Here is a 19,206-nt window from a genome sequence, read left to right on the forward strand (position 1 = left end):
CCGGTAGTTATAAGAGTTTTAGGCCAGCCTAATTTTACGTATGAGCGAGCATCAGCGATGGACGAGACGCCGACTCCTCCAGAGCGGCGCAGTCGCAGGCACGATTGGACTCGCGGGCTGTGTGGACCTCGACCAACTCACGCCAGGAAACGGTGACGGCGACGGCGGAAGCCTCTCGATTTCCGATTTCCGCGGCTCCGGCCCGATGGTCGAGAGTCGCGACGCGCCGGGCGGCACCTCGATGGACGACCTCCCGGACCTCGAAGGCGAACTCAACGTCTACCTCGGCGGCGGGGAGGGCGGTATCTACGCGAATCTCATGGACCTCCTCGAACAGAAGTACTCCGACTTCACGGCCAAGACGCGGTTGGACTCCTCGTCCGCGCTGGCCAACACCATCATCGAGGAAAAGAAGGGCGGCGAGAGTCCCGCAGACGTGTTCTGGTCGATAGACAGCACCTCGCTTGGCGTTGCGGCCGACGCCGGCGTGACCGCAACCCTTCCCGACCGCGTGCTCGACCCGGTCCCGGAGGGCTTCCGGGACGGCGACGGCAACTGGGTCGGCGTGGCGGGGCGGGCCCGAGCGATTTCGTACAACACCGACGAGCTCTCGGAATCAGACATCCCGACCGATATCCACGAGTTCCCCGAGGTGGCGGCCCTGGAGGACGCAGTGGGGTGGGCACCCACTTACGGCGCGTTCAAATCGTTCGTCACCGCGATGCGACTCATCGCGGGTGAGGACGACGCCCGTCAGTGGCTCGAAGGGATGATTGATCACGGCGCGACCGACTATCAGAGCGAGTTCCTCGCGTCGAACGCTGTCGCCGACGGCGAAATCTCGGCCGCGTTCGCCAACCACTATTACGCCATTCGGGTGATGGCGTCCCGCCCCGACGCCCCCATCGACCTCGCGTTCACCGAGAACGACGCGGGTGCGCTGGTCAACGTCTCCGGTGTCGAGATGATAGAGGGTACCGACAAGTCCGAACTCGTGGCCGACTTCGCGCAGCATCTACTGTCGTCGGAGGCTCAAGAGTTCTTCGCCACTCGGGCGTTCGGATATCCGATGATTCCGGGTGTCAAGCCGGTTGGAGGTCTGCCGACGGTGGACGAACTGTCGCCGCCAGACGTGGACCTCTCGGAGCTATCGGACCTCGAACCGACCGACGAACTCCTCGACGAAGTTGGACTGTAGATGGCAACGAGTGACCGCCTCCGAAAGGTCGTCGGGGATGTTGGCGACGACGAGGCGCCGCCTCGAGTCGCGCTGATTCTGTTGGCGGGAGCCGTCGCCGCCGCGGCCAGCTTTCCGGTGGCGTGGCTCGTTATGCGGTCGCTCGAAATCGGCACGGAACAAGCACTCGAACTCCTCGTTCAGCCCTCCACGCTCGAAATCGTCACCAACAGCATCCTGCTCGTCGCGGGAGTCACCGCGGGGTCGGTCGTAATTGGCGTCCCGCTCGCGGTCCTGACGGTCCAGACCGACCTCCCGTTCCGTCGGTTCTGGACCGTCGTGGTGTCGCTCCCGCTCGTCGTGCCGAGCTACATCGGCGCGTTCGCGTTCGTCTCGGCGTTCGGGCCGCGGGGCGAACTCGCCCAACTCCTCGCGCCGCTCGGAATATCCGAGATTCCGACCATCTACGGTTTCCACGGTGCCGTGTTGGTACTGACGCTGTTTACCTACCCCTACGTCTTCCTCACGACGCGAGCCGCACTCATCTCGTTCGACGGCACTCTCATCGAGGCCGCCAGAACCCTTAATCACGGCCGGTGGGACGCGTTCAAGAAAGTGACGTTCCCGCAAATCGCGCCGGGCATCGCGGCCGGGAGCCTGCTGGTGGCGCTGTACGCGCTCTCGGACTTCGGCACGCCCGCAATCATGCAGTTCCCGGTGTTCACCCGCGAGATATACGTCAACATGTGGGACCGAAACTTCGCGGCATTGTTGTCGCTCCAGCTGCTGGCGCTCGCCGCTGTCATCCTCGCGCTCGAAAATCGGGTCAGCGCGAGCGACGAGGGCGCACACGTCTCGCGCGGGTCCGGGTCGGTCCGATTCTCGCTCGGCGTCTGGAAGTTCCCCGCGCTCGCGTTCTGTACGCTCGTCGCAGTGGTGTGTCTCGTCGTCCCGGTCGGTATCTTGTTCGTGTGGCTCACCCGACCTGGACCGGGGTACGCTGGCGGCGGCTTCGAGTTCTCGTGGCTCTACGGTCTCAGTTCGGTGTACGTGGCCGTGCTCGCCGCCGGAGTCGCTACCCTCGCGGCGCTCCCCGTGGCGTACCTCTCCGGGCGGTCGGACGCCGCACTCGCCACGCTGTTCGAGCGCGCGAGCTACGTCGGGTACGCGACCCCCGGCGTGGTGCTGGGGCTTGCGCTCGTCTACTTCGGGTCGGCAAACGTACCCGGACTCTACCAGACGATTCCGCTCCTCACGTTCGCCTACGTCGTTCGGTTCCTGCCCCAAGCGGTCGGGTCGGTCCGGTCGTCGGTGTTGCAGGTGGACCCCAAACTCACCGAGGCCGCACGGACGCTCGGCGAGACGCCCGGCCGAACCTTCCGGCGAGTGACCCTGCCGCTCATCGCGCCGGGCGTGGTCGCGGGCGCGGCGCTCGTGTTCCTCACGACGATGAAAGAGCTTCCCGCGACCCTCATGCTGCGTCCGACAGGTTTTGAAACCCTCGTCACGTACATCTGGAACGTACAGGAAGCGGGCTACTACGGACAGGCCGCCGTCCCCGCGCTCGTCCTCGTGGGCGTCTCGGCGCTCTCGATGCTCGTCCTCCTCAGACAGGACGGCAGTCTCGTGGGACAAGAAGGAAAAAACGATGGATAGCGAACTGTCGAACGACACGCAGGACATGGTACGAAAACGCGAACGAACGCCGGACGACCCCGGGGAGTCGAGTCCAGACGCCGACCGAGTGCTCGAACTCGACGGCGTCACCAAGACCTACGGCTCCGAGACCGCGGTGGACTCGCTCTCGCTGTCGGTTCACGAGGGCGAACTGCTCACCCTGCTCGGGCCGTCCGGGTGCGGGAAGACCACCACGCTCCGGATGATGGCCGGACTCGAGCGCCCGGATTCGGGGTCGGTCCGACTCGACGGCGAGGTGGTCGCCGACGGGACCACCAGCGTCTCGCCCGAGAACCGAAACGTGGGGCTGGTGTTCCAGGACTTCGCGCTGTTCCCGCACCTCACGGTTGCCGAGAACGTCGCGTTCGGACTCACCGACGCGACCGACGAGGAAATCGACGAGAAAATCACGTCCCTTCTCGACCTCGTGAATCTCTCGGCCCACCGCGAGGCCAAGCCAGACGAGTTATCGGGCGGCCAGCAACAGCGGGTCGCGCTCGCGCGGTCGCTCGCGCCCGAACCCGCCATCCTCCTGCTCGACGAACCCTTCTCGAACCTCGACGTTCGCCTCCGGGTCGAGATGCGCGAGGAGGTCCGCGCGATTCTGAAGGAGGCGGGCGTCACCGCCGTCTCGGTGACCCACGACCAGGAGGAGGCGCTCTCCATCTCCGACCGCGTGGCCGTGATGAACGACGGCGACGTCGAGCAGGCGGGCCGCCCCGAGAGCGTGTTCGAACACCCCGAATCGCGGTTCGTCGCCTCCTTCCTCGGGCAGGCAGGGTTCCTCTCGGGTCGGTACGAGGACGACGCCATCGAGACCCCAATCGGCGTGTTCACGCCCCAGCGTCTCAACGGTCTCTCCGAGGAGTACGCCGGCACCGACCTCGACGTACTGGTCCGGCCCGACGACCTTCAGGCGACCGTCGTGAGCGAGCGCGAGGCCGACGGCCACATCATTCACCGCCAGTACACCGGTCCGTCGTTCGTCTACCGCGTCGAACTCGGAAACGGCGACGTGGTCCACTGCCAGCACAACCACGTCAAGGAACTCGACATCGGTAAGCCCGTGACGGTCGAACTCGACGCCGACCACACGCTCGCGTGGTACCCGCCGCGCGAGGACGCCCCGGAAGGGACCGAACGACGCGCAGAGGCCCCGCGAACTCAATGAATCGCCGACGGTTTCGCCTGCTGGCCGGGGCGCTCGCCCTGCTCGCGGGCGGGGTCGTTCTCTTTCTGGCAACCGAACTGTTTCCGTACCACACGCCCAACCACGACGAGGGCGTCTATCTCCAGCAGGCCACGATGCTGTTGGAGGGGAAGCTGTTCGTCCGGCCGCCCGTGCCCGATGCGTTCAGACCGTGGTTCTTCGTCGAAGACGGCGCGCAGTTGTACCCGAAGTACGCGCCGATTCCGGCCGCGATGTTCGCTGTCGGGGAGCTTCTGGGCGGCTACCGAACCGCGCTCGCGCTGGTCGCCGCGGGGAACGTCGGCCTGACGACTCTGCTTGTCGCCGAGGCGTTCGACCGCCGGACCGGTCTGCTCGCGGGAGCCTTTCTGCTCGCGTCGCCGCTGTTCCTCGTGGACTCCTCTATCTTCCTCCCCTACGCGCCCACGACGTTCTGGAATCTGGTGTTCGCGGTGGCGTACGTCCGGGGCGCGCGCGCGGAATCCCGAAACACACCGAGAACCGCCTCGCGCGGGCGAGCGCCGCAGGCGCTCGCCCGCGCGAGCTACGGGTACGCCGCGCTCGCGGGCCTCGCAATCGGCATCGCGTTCTTCTCGCGACCCTACACCGCCGTACTGTTCGCGGCCCCGTTCATCGCACACGCGCTGTACTCGCTCGTCCGCGGCTTTTCGTCCCGGTCCGACTCGCCCGACTCTCGATTACCGCCGTCTTCGGCCTCGCGGGCGTCGGGACCACGCTGGCGTACAACGCCACAGTGACCGGGTCGGCGCTGACGTTCCCCTACGAGGCGTTCGCGCCGCGCGACGGTCTCGGCTTCGGCTACCGCGAGATTCTTGGCTACGGTCGGGAGTACACCCCGGCGCTCGCGCTCCGGGCGAACGCCGAGGTGGTCTCGGTGCTGTTCGCCGAGTGGGTCGTCGCCGGACCGGTCGGCGCGCTGCTCGCGCTCGTCGGTGTCGGCGCGTTCCTCCGGCGGGCCGACCCTAACTGGTCGCCCGAGTTCACCGACGCGCAGACCCGCGCCGTGCTCGCCGGACTGTTCGTCTCCGTCGTCGCGGGCAACGTCTACTTCTGGGGGAACCTCAACATCCTCGGCGACCTCGCGGACCCCGCGGACGGACTCGTGGACACGCTCGGGCCGTACTACCACTTCGACCTGCTCGTGCCGACCGCGGCGTTCGCGGCCCACGCGACCGTACTCGGATTCGACCGCGTGCGTGCGCGGACGACCCGCACGGTACGCCCGCGGGCGACCCTCGCGGCGGTCGCGGTGGTCGGAACGCTTCTCCTCGCTGGCGCGGCCGGGGGTACCCTCGCGCCGACGCTCGCCGAGAACGCCGAAATAACGGGCGCGTACGAGCAGTCCTACCAGCCGTTGGAGGACCGTGACCTCTCGAACGCGGTGGTGTTCCTCCCGACGCCGTACGGCGACTGGCTGAATCACCCGTTCCAGCACCTCCGAAACGACCCCGGTTTCGACGGCGAGGTGGTCTACGCGATGGACGGACCCGATACGGCCGAAGTCGCCGCCGAGTACCCTGACCGCACCTACTACCGCTACGTCTACCGCGGCGAGTGGACGCCCTTCCTCGGCCAGTCGGTGGACTCGGCCCTCCGCGAGGTCCGGGTCGTCCGTGGCGACTCGGTCGGAGTGGGCGCTTCGTTCGGCGTCCCCGACCACGCAGACCGCGTTTCGGCGCGGCTCTCGACCGCCGAGGGCGCGAGCTACTACGCGATGAACGGCACCGGGAACGTCTCGCTCGACCTTCGAGTCGCGAACGGTTCGGCTCGCGTCGTCGGGTCGGAAATCAGCCCGGTCGGCGAAAACGGGTCGGTTCCGGTCGATTCCGACGACGAGGTACTCCTGCAGGTGTTCGTCAGCGACGCCGCAGGCGGGGGCTTTTCCTACCGGCTCGAACTCCCGGTCCGCGACGACGACGGCGAGTTAGTCGCGCTCTCGCCCTACCGCGAGGCGTGCTTCGTCGCCGACGAGTGCGGTGGCGAGGCCGCGTACGTACCCGGCGCGGTTCCCTCCGGCGTCCACGTGGAGACGGATATTTATTCGTCGGCGAGCGAGTCGGATTCGTGACTCGAATCGATTTGCTCCGCGACCGCGAATCGGTGTCGACGAGCGAGGAGACGATTCGGCTCGACTCCGAATCGTTCGAAACTGTCCGAGAGAACGTCACCTCGGGACTCGACCGATGGGTCGGGGCACTCGTCCGCGACGACGACAACCGAATCGCGCTCGTCCGAAACCGCTGGAGCGACGGCTGGGTGCTTCCCGGCGGGAACGTCGAGTCCGGCGAAACCCTCCGCGAAGCAGTCGCGCGCGAGGTACGCGAGGAGACCGGTCTCGCCGCGAGCGTCGAGCGACCGGTGGAGGTGGTCGAACAGACGTTCGTCTCCGGAGACGACGCTGTTCGGGGCCACTTCGTCGTCTTCGATGCCCGCACCGAAGACGCCGAACTCGGCGACGACCTCGGCGTAGACGACTCGGAAATCGAGGCTGCGGGGTGGTTCGCAGATGTGCCCGACGACGCCCGCGACCCCGCTCTCCTGCGTCGCCACTTCGGGTGATGGCTCGGCCCTTTCGGACTACGCGGACTGTCGGTTCGGGAGCGACGACCGACCCGTGAGGAGCGCCCGCGCCGAGTTAGCTCCGTCTTCGTATATAAAATCCCGGGCGGCTCACTGCCGTCGCTCTTCGAGACACACCTTCACGATGGACTTCGCGATGGCCAGTCCGCCCTTTATCGGGTCGAGTTTGGTCTCGCCCGCGCGCTCGTCGTACTCGATGGGGACTTCGCGCACGTCGTAGCCTCTCATTAGGGGCCGAATCAGTAGTTCGGCCGACAGCCCGGTGTTCTCGGTCCACGCCACGTCCTCGATGACCCTCCGGCGGTACGCGCGCATTCCTGTCGTGGTGTCGTGGACGCGTTCGCCCATCAGCGCGCTCGCCAGCAGGGCGAACGCCTGATTCCCGAACCGATTGAAGTCCGGCATCGCGTCGGCTCCCCAGTAGAGGCGGTCGCCGCTCACCACGTCGTAGCCGCGGTTCACGTAGTCGAGGAACTCCGGAAGCTGTTCCATCGGATACGTGTCGTCGCAGTCGGTCGTCACGACCACCGGGCGGTCGGCCGCGAGCAGGGCCTCCCGAACCGCGACGCCGTAGCCCTGCGGCTCCTGTTTGATGACCCGTGCGCCGTGTTCGCGAGCGATTTCGGGAGTTCGGTCGCTCGACCCATCGACGCAGACGACCTCCGCGCGACCGTCGGTGATTCGGTCGATGTCGGACAGGACCGCCTCGATAGCGGCCTCCTCGTTGTAGGTGCCCATGACGACACTCAGGTCGTCGAAGGTGTACTGTTCAGTCGCCTCGGCATCCGTACCGACCGCGTCCGTACTCATCTTGCTGAACGCTTGTATCGGCCCGTATTTGTACTTTTAGGTTCGCCAAAAAACACACTCGGTATCTGTCACTATCACGCTCCGAGACCGGATGAGATGTCACTGAATCGGGTATCTCCGACCAGTCGATTCCGAATCCGTCGTTTTCACCGATTTCACCCGTCTGCGAGTTCCCCCGAACGAGAGAAATTCCGTATAGCAGTATACCATGTATACGTTCGATCGGGAACGTCGAACTCTCGAAAAGGATACAAAAGCAAGATACCTCGAACTCAGAGAAGCGAGTAGATGTTCTCCTCGTACACTTCCCGGACGCGGTCGCCCCAGTTGTGGGTGTACGTGTCGATGATGTCGGTCGCCACGTCCCCGCGAAGGTACTTCACGATTCCCCGGTCGCCGGTGCGGTCCCGGAGGTGGGTCGTGAAGAAGTGTCGAAAGTAGTGCGGCGTGACGTTCTCCTCCGCGCCGCCGCCCCGTCGGTACCACCCCGCTTCGCGGGCGTGAGTCTCGACGACGTTCCGAACCATCTGAGGAGTGAGTCGGCGTCCCCACTTCTTGCTGGTGCTGACGAACAGCGGTTCGGCGTCCGAGACGGCGTCGGGACGGACGGCCAGCCACCGAGTCAGTACCGACGCGAGTTCTCCGTCCACCGGGACGACGGTCGGGCGCTTGCGCTTGTTCGCCGCCGTCCGCTCTTCGCCGTTGACCACGTCGCCGCGCCCCGCGTCCGAACCGACGAACAGCGCGTCTCCGCGGCCGTCGAGCTGTGGTCGCGTACCGAGTTCGTACGCCTCGCTCGCCTCGCCCGAAAGTCGAACGTCCCGGAGGTCGAGGTTGCAGAGTTCGCCGACCCGAACCCCGGTTTTGAGCAGGGTGACGACCACCGCCCGCTCCAGCGGGTGTGAAATCTCGCCGACGAACGCCCGCATCTGCGGGACCGAAATCTCCCGGCGAGTCGGGTCCTTGTCGATGGACTCGTTCATCTCCTCGACCACGAGCGCCATCGGATTCGAGTCGAACGCGCCGACTTGCGTCATGTACGCATAGAATCGGTGGAGGTACGACGCGTACGTGGCGACGGTGCTGTCCGCGAGATCGCCCCGGTGGCCGTGGACCCACGCCATGCACTCGCGCTGGGCCGCGTCGCCCGGAGGGAGCGACTCCCCGCGAGGATTGCGCTCGGGTGCGTCGAGAAACGACTCGAACTCCCGAAGGACGCGCTCGTAGGCTTCGCGAGTCCGGTCGCTCTTGCCGTGGTACCGGAGGTCTTCGAGGAAGTATCTCACCGGGTCGTCGGGGTCGACTTCCTCGGTGGCCCGACTACTCGCCATCGTCCACCGTCGTGTAGCCTCCCCGGCGGCCGCTGTACTGGACTCGGTTCTCGTTCTGGAGTCGCTGGAGGGTCTCCTCCAGTCGGTCCTCGAAGTCGCCCGCGAGTTCGTCTACCAGTTGGTCCCACGACAGATGGCCTTCCGAATCGAGGCGGTCGAGAAGGCGCGTTTCGAGGCCGCCACCCCCGGGGTTCGACCCTTCAAGACCACCTTCCGCGGGGTTCTCCGTCTCACCCGCCCCGGATTCGAGGTCGAACCCGCGTCTCCCGGCCTGTACCATCGTTCTGACGAACTCGCTCTGGCTCATGTCGAGTTCGTCGGCGTGACGCTTCCACTTTTCTTTCTGGTACGCTGGCACGAACGTCTTCACGGCCGTCCGGTCGGTGTCAACCTCGTCGTTCATCGCTCGCTTGGTGCGTCTCACCCTCAGTATATGAATGTGTCCCAATTACGGGGATAAAGTATCTTATTTGCGTGTATAGTACCACCAGCCAGTGATTTTGAGTACTAAATGGAGAGGTTTACTAATTAGAAGTCCTGCAAAGAGAGATTATAATTTTGGTAGGGGTGGGCCTGCTTAGAGAGATTACTAACTAGGCCGTGCATCCTTCGAGAAATTGACCGCTGAAGGCGATGCCGTTCGGCGATGATTTGCTCCGGTAACAGAGTCTCGTTCGGGTCGTCGGTACCCGGACCTACTCGAACCGAGTCGGCCAATCGACGATATTTCGAAATGTGATTTGTCGGTGTCGCGACAAATCCGTCGCGGCCTCGACCGCCGACCTATTTCGTAGGGAGAATTGAAACAACAAAAGAGGAAACAGTCGCGTGCTCTCGACCAGGGGATTTTTGGCCCGTCGCGAGGGCTATCTCGAACCACCTCGAAAACGCTCCGAACCGGCGTGGAACCGCGAGGCCGAAACGGGCGAGCAAGCCGCCGAACTGATACACGCTATTTTGCGATATCTCTCGGTCGGGTCGAACCACAGGCGAGACGCGAACCCCTGTCAGTGAATCGCCATCTCGGTCTCGGTGTCGGCTCGTAAGAAGACTTCCTTCGCGCGCTCGACACCCGTACTGGCCTCCGAGCAGTTTTCCATCAGCACCGTCTCGCTCGGGAACAGTTCCTCGCCCACGACGAGACCGTGTTCGCGGGCGGTAGAGCCGGTGACGGTCAGGTACACCCCGACCTCGGTCTCCGCGATGGCGGCTTCTTCCTCTTGGTCCTCTCCGGGGTACTCGAAGTCGAGCGCCCCGGTGTTTCGCGTGCCGAGGACCGCTTCCACGAGTCGCTCGTAGCGCGGCGAGATACAGAGACCGCCTTCGTACTCGCTCAAAAACGCTCGCGTCGGGCGCTCGCCCTGCGGGAGCGCCTCGGGGGCCGCCATCAGCGTGTGGTACACCGTATCGCCCATCCCGGCGACCACCCGAACGTCGGTGTCGTGGGGGTCGATGCGGGCGTTCACGTCGGCGATTCGGGTCAGCGGGTCGGGACGGAGTTCCACGACCTCTTCGAGCACGAGGTCGGCGCTGTCGAAGCCGAGCGCGAACTCGTGCTTGCGGAGCGCGCGAAACGGCTCCTCGCGTCCCACGAGTCGGAGTTCCACGTCGCCGACGGGCACGGTGAGGCTATCGAAGACGATTCGGCGCGGCTTTCCGGCCCGGTCGTCCCGAAGAAGGGTGTAATCGGGTTCGGCGCTGTCGTCGGGATGGCTGTAGTCGGCGAGTCGAGCGTAGGGCCCTCGCTCGGGAGTCTGGCTTCCCTTGGTGACGGCCTTCTCGTATCGGAGCGTCGAGATAACGTCGTCGGCGACTCGCTCGGCGTCGGCCTCCTCGGCGACCCGCTGGAGGACCGCCTCCAGCGGTCGCCCTTTGCGCGGTACCGCGACCGGAATCGTCTCAGTCATTAGGCCAAACGTGGCACGGCGGGAGTAAACGCGTTGCGTTTCCGGTCAGTTCTCGCGGGCGTCGAGAAACTCGAATCGCGCCCCGCCCACTTCGCTGTCGGTGATGCGGATTCGCCAGTCGTGGGCTTCGGCGATACGACGCACGATGGCGAGACCGAAGCCCGTTCCGTCGGGGCGCGTCGAGTAGCCGCCTTCGAACACTCGCTCGCGGTCGGCGGCCGGGATTCCCGGCCCGTCGTCGGCGACGTAGAACCCGGAGTCGAAGCTCCCGACCGTGACCTCCTCGCCGCCGTGTTCGACCGCGTTTCGAAAGAGGTTCTCGAACAGCGCGCGCAGTCGCCGCTCGTCCGAACGTACGGTCTCATCGGCAGCGGCGTGGAGCGTCATCTCGGGCGTCTCGACCGTACCCCACGCGTCGCGTGCGACCGTATCGAGGTCCACGCGCGCGAGGTCGCCCACTGTCTCACCCTGCCGCGACAGCGCGAGCACCTCGTCGACGAGTCGCTCCATGCGCCCGTGAGCGCGCTCGACCGCCTCGAAGTGGTGTTCGTCTCCCGTCTCCCGCGCGAGTTCGAGGTGGCCCTGCGCGACGTTCATCGGATTGCGGAGGTCGTGGGAGACGATGCTCGCGAACTCGTCTAACCGATTTCGCTGTTCGGCCAACTCCGCGGTGCGCTGCTGAACGCGACTGTAGTAGACACCGAGCAGACCGCCACCGAGCGCCCCGAGAGTGACTTTCGTGAGAGCGATGGTCTCCGGTTGGAGCATCGGTCGGCCCTGCATCGACTGGAGGACCGACACCCATCCCGAGAGCAGGCCCATCACGGTCGCGCCACCCACGCTCCAGAGGAGAACCGCGGTCACGAGGTCGGCCGGAGTGTCGTCCAGTCGAAGCCAGACGCCGAGCGCGACCAGAAACAACGAGAGACCGATTGGGAGACTGAGTTGGACGACTTCCGGGGACAACACCTCGTCGGAGACGAACACGTGACTCACCGAGACGGCGAGCAAGCTACCGCCGAACCCGGCGACCGACCACTCCCGAAGCGACACTGCGGTTGGCGTCGCATCGGATACGTCAAACCCGGAGCACATGCGAGCAGTCGTCGATTAGTTGCCGAACACGTCGCTAATCCGGTCGCGCCACTCCTGAATCCCTTCGATTTCGTCGCGGATGTCGGTGATGTCGCCCTCGACGCTCTCGACGCGCGCGGTGAGGTTCTCCTCCATCGCGTCGAGGTCTGACGACAACGAATCGACGTCTTCGGAGACGTTCCCGACCTCCTCGGAGACATTTCGGACCTCCTCGGAGACGCTCTCGACTTCCTCGGACACGTCGGCCACGTTTTCGAGTTCGGAACGAACCGCGTCGAGTTCGTCCGTGAGCGTTTCGAGTTCGTCGCCGACGGCCGTCACGTCTTCGGTGTTCGCGCCCACCAGTCCTTCGAGGTCGTCGAGACCCGTTTCGAGCGCTTCGACCTCGTCGCCGAGGTCTTCGAGGTCGCCGACCGCTTCCAGTTGGCTTTCGAGCGCCTGCACGTCGTCGCCGAGGTCTTCGAGCGCCTGTACGTCCTCACGGAGGTCTTCGAGCGCCTGTACGTCCTCACGGAGGTCCGCAACCGCGTCGAGGTCGTCCTCGAGGTCGCCGACCTCCGTGCGGAGGTCGGCGACCGCGCCGAGTTCGTCCTCGACCGCCGAAACGTCCGCACGCAGGTCCTCGACCGTTCCGAGGTCCGATTTCACGGTGTCGAGGTCGGACTCGACCGCCGTGAGACTCGTCTCGAACGTCGAGATATCGGCTTCGACCGCCGAGAGGTCGGCGTCGAGTTCCTCGACTCTGTCGTCGGTGTCGGCGGTGTCGGTGCGAACCGCCTGTAACTCGTTCTCGAACGCCTCGATGTCGGCGCGGACCTGCGCGAGGTCGGTCTCGAAACCGCCGAGGATGTCGTCGGCGACCCCGTTCTCGTCGATGAACTCTTCGAGCGCCTCGGTGTACGCCGAGAGGTCCTCGACCCGCGACTGGAGGTGGCGGATGCGGACGTTCGTGCTCTCTGGCGTCTCGACGTCGAGTTCGCGCTGAATCGCCCGCAGGTCGTCGTCGGCCACCTCCCCCGACCGAATCTCCTCGGCGAGCGTCGCGGCCACGCTTCCGGGACTCGGCGGCGAGACTTCGGGTTCGACGGCCGAGGGTTCCTCCGTGGTCTCCGAGGGACCGTCTTCCTCGAAGTCGTCGAACGTCTCTTCGTCCTGGAACGTCTCCTCGCCGTCGAGCACTCCTTCGTTTTCTAACGCGTCGTCCTCGGCTTCGGGGGCGAGGTCGGCTTCGCCGTGGTCGAACTCGTCGTCTCCGAAGTCGTCGTCCCTGGCCAGCGGGTCGTCGTCACGCGACTCCTCCGAGTCGCCGGAGTCGGCGTCCGCGGCGAGCGGGTCCGAATCTGTCGCGAGCGGGTCGTCTCCCTCCTCGGCGAGCGGGTCGGAGTCGGCCGCGAGCGGGTCGTCCGCGGCGGCTTCGTCGTCGAGATCGAGGTCGTCCTCGCCCGCGACCACGTCGCGGACGAGCTGGCTGTCCTCCTCCGAAACGATGTCGGTGATGGTGTTTCCGTCGGGGCCGCCGACTTCGCCGCCGAGGGCGTCGGCGCTCGGACTCGATTCCGCCTCGGGTCCGGAGTCCGAGACGGGTGAGTCGGCCGATTCGGATGCGCCCGAATCGACCGTGACCGGTGCGACCTCCTCGATGGTCGGTGCAGCGAGGAAGTTCCCTGGGTCGTCGTCGTCGCCGAGTCGGACGCCGTAGACCGTGACGAACTCCTCGTCGGCGTCGATTTCGCGCTCGAACTGGACCCGGTGGTCCTTGTAGGCGGTCCAGTTGTCGTTCTCGTAGTCGGGGTGAAAGCCCACGTTATCCATCGGGAACGTTTCTGGAATGTCGTCAATGAGACGGAAGCTCGCGCGCTCGTCGCGCTGGCTCCGTACCACGAACTTGATTGCGGGGACCGCGAACTCGTCGCCCTCGAAGGACTTCTCGACAACGACGCCGCTGTCCTCCGCGGTCACGACTTCGGTCATACTATCGCTCATACGATTCACATCCCAGAACGGCCATATAAATCACACGCAGACAGAACAGATTTGTGAGAGGAATCGTTCCCGAAGGCGTCGCACTCGACACCGGAATTTAGGGCGTTTCGGCCCGTGTGTCTTCGTATGCTGCTCGTGGGAACGTACGACGGCGTGTATCGCGCAGATAGGCCGCGGTTCGAGTCCGCGGAGCGAACCCTCGATTCGGGACGAGTCCTCCGGGTTCGGCGGTTCGACGACTGGCGCGGCGTCTTCGCCGCGACCAAGACGGGACTGTATCGCTCGACGGACGAGGGGGCTTCGTGGACGGACCTCGGCGTGCCGCGCGAGGAAGTCTACTCGGTCGTCGGGGACCCGGACGGAGAGCGCCTCTACGCGGGTACTCACCCCGCACATCTCTACGTTTCGGAGGACGACGGAGAGTCGTGGACGGAGTTGGAGGGGTTCCAGGACCTCCCTTCGCGAGAGGAGTGGTACACCCCCCGCCACCGAGACGAGGCCCACATTCGAAGTCTCGGCGCGCACGCGGACGCCCGCGACCGCGTGGTCGCGGGCGTCGAAGTCGGCGGCGTCCACGTCAGCGACGACAGGGGCGAGACGTGGACCGAGCGAAAGCAGGGCGTTCACGACGACGTGCACCACGTTCTGATTCTCGGTCCGGGCGAGTACGTCGCCTCCTGTGGCGGCGGTCTCTACCGAACTCGGGACGCGGGCGAGACGTGGATGCGACTGGACGAGGCTCTCGACCACACCTACTTCCGCGAGGCGTTCTTCCACGGGGGCGACACCGACGACGGCGTGCTGTACGCCGCGGCGGCGCGCTCCTCGCCCGGAACGTGGAGCGGCGAGACCGGAGCGGACGCGGCGCTGTTCGAGTCCCGCGATGGGGGCGACACCTTCGAGGCGCTCGACTATCCGGGCCGCCCCGAGGAGGTCGTGCTCGCGTGGACGGCCCACGACGGCGGTGTCGTCGCCGGAACGAACGACGGTCGGGTCCTCGTGCGCGAGACCGACGGGTGGGTCACCGGTGGCGAGGTTCCCGCTGGCGTATCGTCGCTCTGTGGCGTGTAGACCGCTGGCTCGTGCAACGCTCTGTGTTGGCTCAGCCCTTTCGGGGTAGTCGGACTGGCGGTTACGAGGTAGGGCGGTTTCGCCGCCGGACGGCGGCGAAACCGCTTGATGACACTGCTGGCTGACTCGCCAGCTATCTGCTCGCAACCGCAAGAGGACAGTTCACGTCCTCCGCGTCGCGCTCGCGCCGTCGGACTCCGACGGTGCGAGCGGGACCGCGCGAAACGTCCGGGCAGGGTTGGTCCCGGCTTCGTACTTCAACGTTCGGACCGTACCGTGAGACTCCGCACACCGCGGGGCCGCCGCCCAGCGGGCGGCGGCCCCGCGATATCAGCAAGTCGGTGCGTATCCGGCAGGTCTAAAACGCCACAGACCCAATTCGGAACACATGAGCATCGAAACCGACGTGGACGCGACGACCAGCGAGCGGTCCCACCTCGAAACGCTCGGTACGGAACTCGGCGAGGCCATCGCCGAGTCGGCCGAGTACGAGGCGTTCCAGAGCGCGAAGGAGGCCGTCGAGGAGGACGACGAGGCCCAGGAACACGTCCGGGAGTTCGAACAGCTTCGCCAGGAGTTCATGCTCGCGCGCCAGACCGGCGAGGCGACCCAAGAGGACGTACAGAAGGTCCAGCGCGCCCAGCAGGAGCTTCACGAACTCCCCGTGATGGCCGAGTATCTCGAAGCCCAGGCCGAACTGGAGGCGAAGCTCGAAACCATCAACGAGGCCATCTCCGAGCCGCTCGCGGTCGATTTCGGCCAGCAGGCTGGCGGCTGCTGCGAGGACTGAACGGTTCCGAGCCGATTTTCGTCTGATTCTTTCGAGTCGGTTTCACCCGCGAGTGGCAACCACGCCTAAGTCGATGCCCGACGACATCTCCGATGGTGGGGGAAATGGAAGACAACACATCGACAGAGACCGAGATAACGACAGACCGAGAAACCATACGGACGTGGGTGGAAGACAGCGGCACGCAACCGGGTTACATGACGGACGAGGCGGGCGAGCGACGGCTTCACATCTACCACCCCGAACGGGACTCGACCGAGTCAGTCGAGGAGACGACGTGGGACGAATTTTTCGACCGACTCGAAGACGACGAGATGGTGCTGGTCCGGCACGCCGACCGGCCGAGCGAGGGGGCCGACCAGTTCGAACTCCTCTCGCGGACCGAGGCGATGGAGCGCGCGACCCTCGACGACGAGGAAGTCGAGCAGGCGCTGTTGGAGGGCGAGGTCGTCACGAGCGAAATCGTGGAGACGAAAGTAGTCGAGCGCACGGTCCGGGAGACCGAGACCATCGAGAGCGAAGTCGTAGACAGCGAAGTCGTTCGCGACGAGGTCATCGATAGCGAACTCGTTCGGCGCGAAATCGCGGGCATCCACCTCGGCGAGGAGGAGACCGGCGTCGCGGTGGTCGAAGACAGCGAGACCGTCGGGTGGGACGAGGAGATGATGGAAATCGAGCAGGAGGTCATCACCGTGGACGTGGACGAGACGAGGCAGGTCACGCGCGAAATCATCGAGCAAAAGACGGTCGAGAGCCGGGTCGTGGACCGCGACGTGGAGGGAACCGAAACCCTCGAATCCGACACGCTGGAGGGTCACGTGGACCTCGAAGGCGTCCATCGGACCATCGTGGAGAGCGACATGCTCGGCGGCGAGATGGTGACTGAGGACGTCATCGAGGGCGGCCACCTCGAAAGCGAGTTCACGGACGAGGAGACCATCCTGACCGAACTCTACGAGCGCCGACTGGTCGAGGACGAGGTCCTCGACCGCAAGCGCCTGACCTTCGAACTCGTGACCGAGGAGGTCGTCAGCACCGAGACGATGGGGACGCGGACGGTCGAGAGCGAACTCATCGGCTCGGACATGGTCACCGAGATAGTCGAGATGGGAGGTGCGACCGCGGCCGGAACCGAAACGACGACTACGACCGAGACGACTGCGACCGAAACGGAAACGACGACTGCGACGACGAGCGAAGAAACCGCCTCGATGGGGGACGCCCCGGCGACCGACGAGACAGCCGCGATGAGCGACGAGACGGCCGGAATGGGCGACGAGACCGGAGCCGAGACATCGACCGCCGCGGTCACGTTGGACGACGACGACGTGGGCAAGACGGTTATCGACGCTAACAACGAGGACGTCGGCGTCATTAGCGAGGTGGACCAAGACGCGAATCTGGTGTACGTGGACCCGCACCCCGGACTCGCCAAGCGCATCCGGACTCGACTCGGGTGGGAGGGCCACGACGACGACGACTACACCGTCGAACCCGACCGCATCGAGGAGATTACCGACGACGAGATTCGACTCCGGAGCCTCTGAACGCGGAAGACAACACTTACCTCCCTTCTCGGCCCAGTTCGGCGCATGGCGATACACTCAGACTGGGGAGACTGGCTCCCGCGCGCTGTCGAGGACGCAGACCCCGAGGGCATCGCGGTCTGGTATCTCGGCTGTAACGGCTTCGTGCTCACGGCCGACGACACGACGGTTTTCGTGGACCCATACCTCGGAACGGGCGACCCGCCGCGAACCGTCCGGATGGTACCGATTCCGTTCGACCCCGAGGACGTGGCCGAGGCCGACGCGGTGCTGGCGACTCACGAGCACACCGACCACGTTCACGGGCCGAGTCAGGCCCCGATTCTCGAACGGACGGGGGCGACCTTCTACGCGCCCGACGACAGCCTCGCCGTCGCGCGCGAGGAGGAAAACTGGACCGACGAGTGGGACGTGACCGACGACCAGTTCGAGGAAGTCGCAGAGGGCGACACCTTCGAGGTCGGCGCGTTCACGATTCACGTCGAACCCGCGAACGACCCCGATGCGACACACCCGGTGAGCTACGTCTTCGAGTACGAGGACCGGACGTTCTTCCACGGCGGCGACACCAAGCCGAGCGACGAGTTCGCGCGAATCGGCGAGGAGTACGACATCGACCTCGGCGTGCTGGCGTTCGGCACGGTCGGCAACATTCCCGACAAGCAGACCCGCGAGCCGAAGCGTACCCGGTGGTACAACGACGAGAATCAGGCGGTCGAGGCCGCGAGCGACCTTCAGTTCGATAGATTCCTGCCGAGCCACTGGGACATGTGGAAGGGGCTGACCGCCGACCCGAAGGCGCTCCACCACCACGCCCGGAGTTTCGAGTACCCCCGTCAGCTCGAAATTGTGGAAATCGGTGACAGAGTCAGTCTGTAGCCCGATTCGGAGAACACCGTCCTTAAGCGTCCGCGCCAACAAAACAGTTCCAATGAGCCAAGAGACCGAGTACAGCGAAGGGGACCTCCGGAACACCGGGATGTCCCTCAAACACGACCGGGAGTGGGACTACGAACTCGACCGAATCGTGGAGGCGGTCGAGGAGCGCGACGCCACCAAGGTCGGCCTCCAGTTCCCCGAGGGACTCAAGCGCCGCGGCCCGAAGGTCGCCGACGACATCCGCGCGCTCGTCCCCGACGACGTGACCGTGATGCTGTCGGGCCAACCGTGTTACGGAGCCTGCGACCTCGACACCTTCCTGATGAAGCGGACCGACGTCTTCGTCCACTTCGGCCACTCGCCGATGAAGAACACGGACAAGGTCATCTACGTCCCCCTCTTCTCGAACGTGGACGTGTTCCCCATCATGGAGGAGTCGCTGGAGGAACTCCCCGACTCGGACGCGTCCGACGACCGACCGAGCGTCGGTCTCGTCACGACCGCCCAGCACATGAACCGCTTCGAGGAGATGAAAGACTGGCTCGATGAACGCGGCTTCGACGTGAAGACTCGGCGCGGCGACGACCGACTCACCCACGAGGGGCAGGTCCTCGGGTGTAACTACGCCAGTGCCGACATCGACGCCAACCACGTACTGTACGTCGGTGGCGGGAAGTTCCATCCGCTCGGACTGGCGATGGAGCATCCCGACAAGAAGGTCGTCATCGCCGACCCCGTGAACAACGTCGTGACCGTGGCCGATACCGAAAAGTTCCTCAAGCAACGCTACGGCGCGGTCCACCGCGCGATGGACGCCGAGAAGTGGGGCGTCATCTTCTGCACGAAAATCGGACAGGGCCGGTGGGAGCAGGCCCAGGAGATTCTCGACGGCAACGACGACGCCTATCTCATCACGATGGACGAGGTCACGCCCGACCGCCTGCGGAACTTCGATATGGACGCCTTCGTGAACACCGGATGTCCGCGCATCACGACCGACGACGGCCCGCAGTTCCACAAGCCGATGCTCACGCCCGGCGAGTACGAAATCGCGGTCGGGAACAAACCGCTCGAAGACCTGAGCTTCGACACCTTCCACGGGACCTGGTGACGACGACTCCCTGACTTTTTTTCGTCTGCTGCCCGATA

17 protein-coding genes are annotated in these 19,206 nt (G+C 65.3%); 11 read left to right on the plus strand and 6 right to left on the minus strand.

Translation table 11 applies throughout. From position 1 onward, the window contains the following. The first annotated feature begins 40 nt into the window (after positions 1-40). The 6 genes from EKH81_RS09860 to EKH81_RS09880 are packed head-to-tail and all read left to right on the plus strand — an operon-like array spanning position 41 to position 6,623. Positions 41-1,198 (plus strand): extracellular solute-binding protein, encoded by a 1,158-nt coding sequence (locus EKH81_RS09860; RefSeq protein WP_132058374.1) that lies wholly within the window; start codon positions 41-43, stop codon positions 1,196-1,198. Beyond that, positions 1,199-2,833, plus strand: a complete 1,635-nt coding sequence (locus EKH81_RS09865) for an ABC transporter permease (RefSeq protein ID WP_132058375.1) — start codon at positions 1,199-1,201, stop codon at positions 2,831-2,833. It begins immediately after the preceding gene. Next, positions 2,826-4,025 (plus strand): ABC transporter ATP-binding protein, encoded by a 1,200-nt coding sequence (locus tag EKH81_RS09870; protein WP_394352039.1) that lies wholly within the window; start codon positions 2,826-2,828, stop codon positions 4,023-4,025. The genes EKH81_RS09865 and EKH81_RS09870 overlap by 8 nt, the downstream gene beginning before the upstream one ends. Continuing rightward, entirely contained in the window at positions 4,022-4,801 is a 780-nt protein-coding gene (locus tag EKH81_RS19845) for an ArnT family glycosyltransferase (protein WP_368407707.1), read from the plus strand. The genes EKH81_RS09870 and EKH81_RS19845 overlap by 4 nt, the downstream gene beginning before the upstream one ends. Continuing rightward, positions 4,798-6,132, plus strand: a complete 1,335-nt coding sequence (locus tag EKH81_RS19850) for a DUF7846 domain-containing protein (protein WP_368407708.1) — start codon at positions 4,798-4,800, stop codon at positions 6,130-6,132. The genes EKH81_RS19845 and EKH81_RS19850 overlap by 4 nt, the downstream gene beginning before the upstream one ends. Further along, a complete protein-coding gene (locus EKH81_RS09880) occupies positions 6,129-6,623 on the plus strand; it encodes an NUDIX hydrolase (RefSeq protein WP_238392159.1) in 495 nt (164 codons plus the stop codon). Before EKH81_RS19850 ends, EKH81_RS09880 begins: the two co-directional genes overlap by 4 nt. Before the next feature lie 111 nt (positions 6,624-6,734). Here EKH81_RS09880 and EKH81_RS09885 read toward each other — a convergent pair whose 3' ends face one another. From EKH81_RS09885 to EKH81_RS09910, 6 genes are all read right to left on the minus strand, one after another. Next, the gene (locus EKH81_RS09885; protein ID WP_132058376.1) at positions 6,735-7,454 is read right to left on the minus strand and encodes a dolichyl-phosphate hexose transferase; all 720 of its coding nucleotides are present in this window, start codon (positions 7,452-7,454) and stop codon (positions 6,735-6,737) included. Between the two features lie 272 nt (positions 7,455-7,726). Further along, complete coding sequence (locus EKH81_RS09890; RefSeq protein ID WP_132058377.1) at positions 7,727-8,785, minus strand: tyrosine-type recombinase/integrase; 1,059 nt, start codon at positions 8,783-8,785, stop codon at positions 7,727-7,729. After that, a complete protein-coding gene (locus EKH81_RS09895; RefSeq protein WP_132058378.1) occupies positions 8,775-9,188 on the minus strand; it encodes a DUF5805 domain-containing protein in 414 nt (137 codons plus the stop codon). Before EKH81_RS09895 ends, EKH81_RS09890 begins: the two co-directional genes overlap by 11 nt. Before the next feature lie 604 nt (positions 9,189-9,792). Beyond that, positions 9,793-10,692 (minus strand): phosphoribosyltransferase HisG-related protein, encoded by a 900-nt coding sequence (locus tag EKH81_RS09900; RefSeq protein ID WP_132058379.1) that lies wholly within the window; start codon positions 10,690-10,692, stop codon positions 9,793-9,795. Between the two features lie 45 nt (positions 10,693-10,737). Then, positions 10,738-11,787, minus strand: coding sequence for a sensor histidine kinase (locus EKH81_RS09905; RefSeq protein WP_132058380.1), 1,050 nt, complete (start codon positions 11,785-11,787; stop codon positions 10,738-10,740). A gap of 15 nt (positions 11,788-11,802) precedes the next feature. Further along, positions 11,803-13,770: a prefoldin subunit gene (locus EKH81_RS09910; RefSeq protein ID WP_132058381.1), complete on the minus strand. Its 1,968-nt coding sequence runs from the start codon at positions 13,768-13,770 to the stop codon at positions 11,803-11,805. Between the two features lie 126 nt (positions 13,771-13,896). Between EKH81_RS09910 and EKH81_RS09915 the strand changes: the two genes are divergently transcribed. The 5 genes from EKH81_RS09915 (at position 13,897) to dph2 (ending at position 19,168) form a co-directional block, all read left to right on the plus strand. Further along, positions 13,897-14,841, plus strand: a complete 945-nt coding sequence (locus EKH81_RS09915) for a WD40/YVTN/BNR-like repeat-containing protein (RefSeq protein WP_132058382.1) — start codon at positions 13,897-13,899, stop codon at positions 14,839-14,841. 388 nt (positions 14,842-15,229) lie between these two features. After that, positions 15,230-15,631 carry a YlbF/YmcA family competence regulator gene (locus EKH81_RS09920; protein ID WP_132058383.1) on the plus strand — a complete coding sequence of 134 codons (402 nt, stop codon included), beginning with the start codon at positions 15,230-15,232 and terminating at the stop codon, positions 15,629-15,631. 104 nt (positions 15,632-15,735) lie between these two features. Continuing rightward, positions 15,736-17,178 carry a hypothetical protein gene (locus tag EKH81_RS19560; protein ID WP_238392160.1) on the plus strand — a complete coding sequence of 481 codons (1,443 nt, stop codon included), beginning with the start codon at positions 15,736-15,738 and terminating at the stop codon, positions 17,176-17,178. Between the two features lie 45 nt (positions 17,179-17,223). Further along, entirely contained in the window at positions 17,224-18,057 is an 834-nt protein-coding gene (locus tag EKH81_RS09930; RefSeq protein ID WP_132058385.1) for an MBL fold metallo-hydrolase, read from the plus strand. A gap of 52 nt (positions 18,058-18,109) precedes the next feature. Continuing rightward, positions 18,110-19,168, plus strand: a complete 1,059-nt coding sequence (gene dph2 / locus EKH81_RS09935) for a diphthamide biosynthesis enzyme Dph2 (protein WP_132058386.1) — start codon at positions 18,110-18,112, stop codon at positions 19,166-19,168. The last annotated feature ends 38 nt before the right edge of the window (positions 19,169-19,206 follow it).

This window comes from Halorussus amylolyticus (assembly GCF_004143485.2).
Classification (GTDB): domain Archaea; phylum Halobacteriota; class Halobacteria; order Halobacteriales; family Haladaptataceae; genus Halorussus; species Halorussus amylolyticus.

What these genes read in the sequence shown, in the direction of transcription:
- EKH81_RS09860 (WP_132058374.1), top strand. Translation starts at nt 41, where the DNA reads ATGAGCGAGCATCAGCGATGGACGAGACGCCGACTCCTCCAGAGCGGC.
- EKH81_RS09865 (WP_132058375.1), top strand. Translation starts at nt 1,199, where the DNA reads ATGGCAACGAGTGACCGCCTCCGAAAGGTCGTCGGGGATGTTGGCGAC.
- EKH81_RS09870 (WP_394352039.1), top strand. Translation starts at nt 2,826, where the DNA reads ATGGATAGCGAACTGTCGAACGACACGCAGGACATGGTACGAAAACGC.
- EKH81_RS19845 (WP_368407707.1), top strand. Translation starts at nt 4,022, where the DNA reads ATGAATCGCCGACGGTTTCGCCTGCTGGCCGGGGCGCTCGCCCTGCTC.
- EKH81_RS09885 (WP_132058376.1), bottom strand. Translation starts at nt 7,454, where the DNA reads ATGAGTACGGACGCGGTCGGTACGGATGCCGAGGCGACTGAACAGTAC.
- EKH81_RS09890 (WP_132058377.1), bottom strand. Translation starts at nt 8,785, where the DNA reads ATGGCGAGTAGTCGGGCCACCGAGGAAGTCGACCCCGACGACCCGGTG.
- EKH81_RS09895 (WP_132058378.1), bottom strand. Translation starts at nt 9,188, where the DNA reads ATGAACGACGAGGTTGACACCGACCGGACGGCCGTGAAGACGTTCGTG.
- EKH81_RS09900 (WP_132058379.1), bottom strand. Translation starts at nt 10,692, where the DNA reads ATGACTGAGACGATTCCGGTCGCGGTACCGCGCAAAGGGCGACCGCTG.
- EKH81_RS09905 (WP_132058380.1), bottom strand. Translation starts at nt 11,787, where the DNA reads ATGTGCTCCGGGTTTGACGTATCCGATGCGACGCCAACCGCAGTGTCG.
- EKH81_RS09910 (WP_132058381.1), bottom strand. Translation starts at nt 13,770, where the DNA reads ATGAGCGATAGTATGACCGAAGTCGTGACCGCGGAGGACAGCGGCGTC.
- EKH81_RS09915 (WP_132058382.1), top strand. Translation starts at nt 13,897, where the DNA reads ATGCTGCTCGTGGGAACGTACGACGGCGTGTATCGCGCAGATAGGCCG.
- EKH81_RS09920 (WP_132058383.1), top strand. Translation starts at nt 15,230, where the DNA reads ATGAGCATCGAAACCGACGTGGACGCGACGACCAGCGAGCGGTCCCAC.
- EKH81_RS19560 (WP_238392160.1), top strand. Translation starts at nt 15,736, where the DNA reads ATGGAAGACAACACATCGACAGAGACCGAGATAACGACAGACCGAGAA.
- EKH81_RS09930 (WP_132058385.1), top strand. Translation starts at nt 17,224, where the DNA reads ATGGCGATACACTCAGACTGGGGAGACTGGCTCCCGCGCGCTGTCGAG.
- dph2 (WP_132058386.1), top strand. Translation starts at nt 18,110, where the DNA reads ATGAGCCAAGAGACCGAGTACAGCGAAGGGGACCTCCGGAACACCGGG.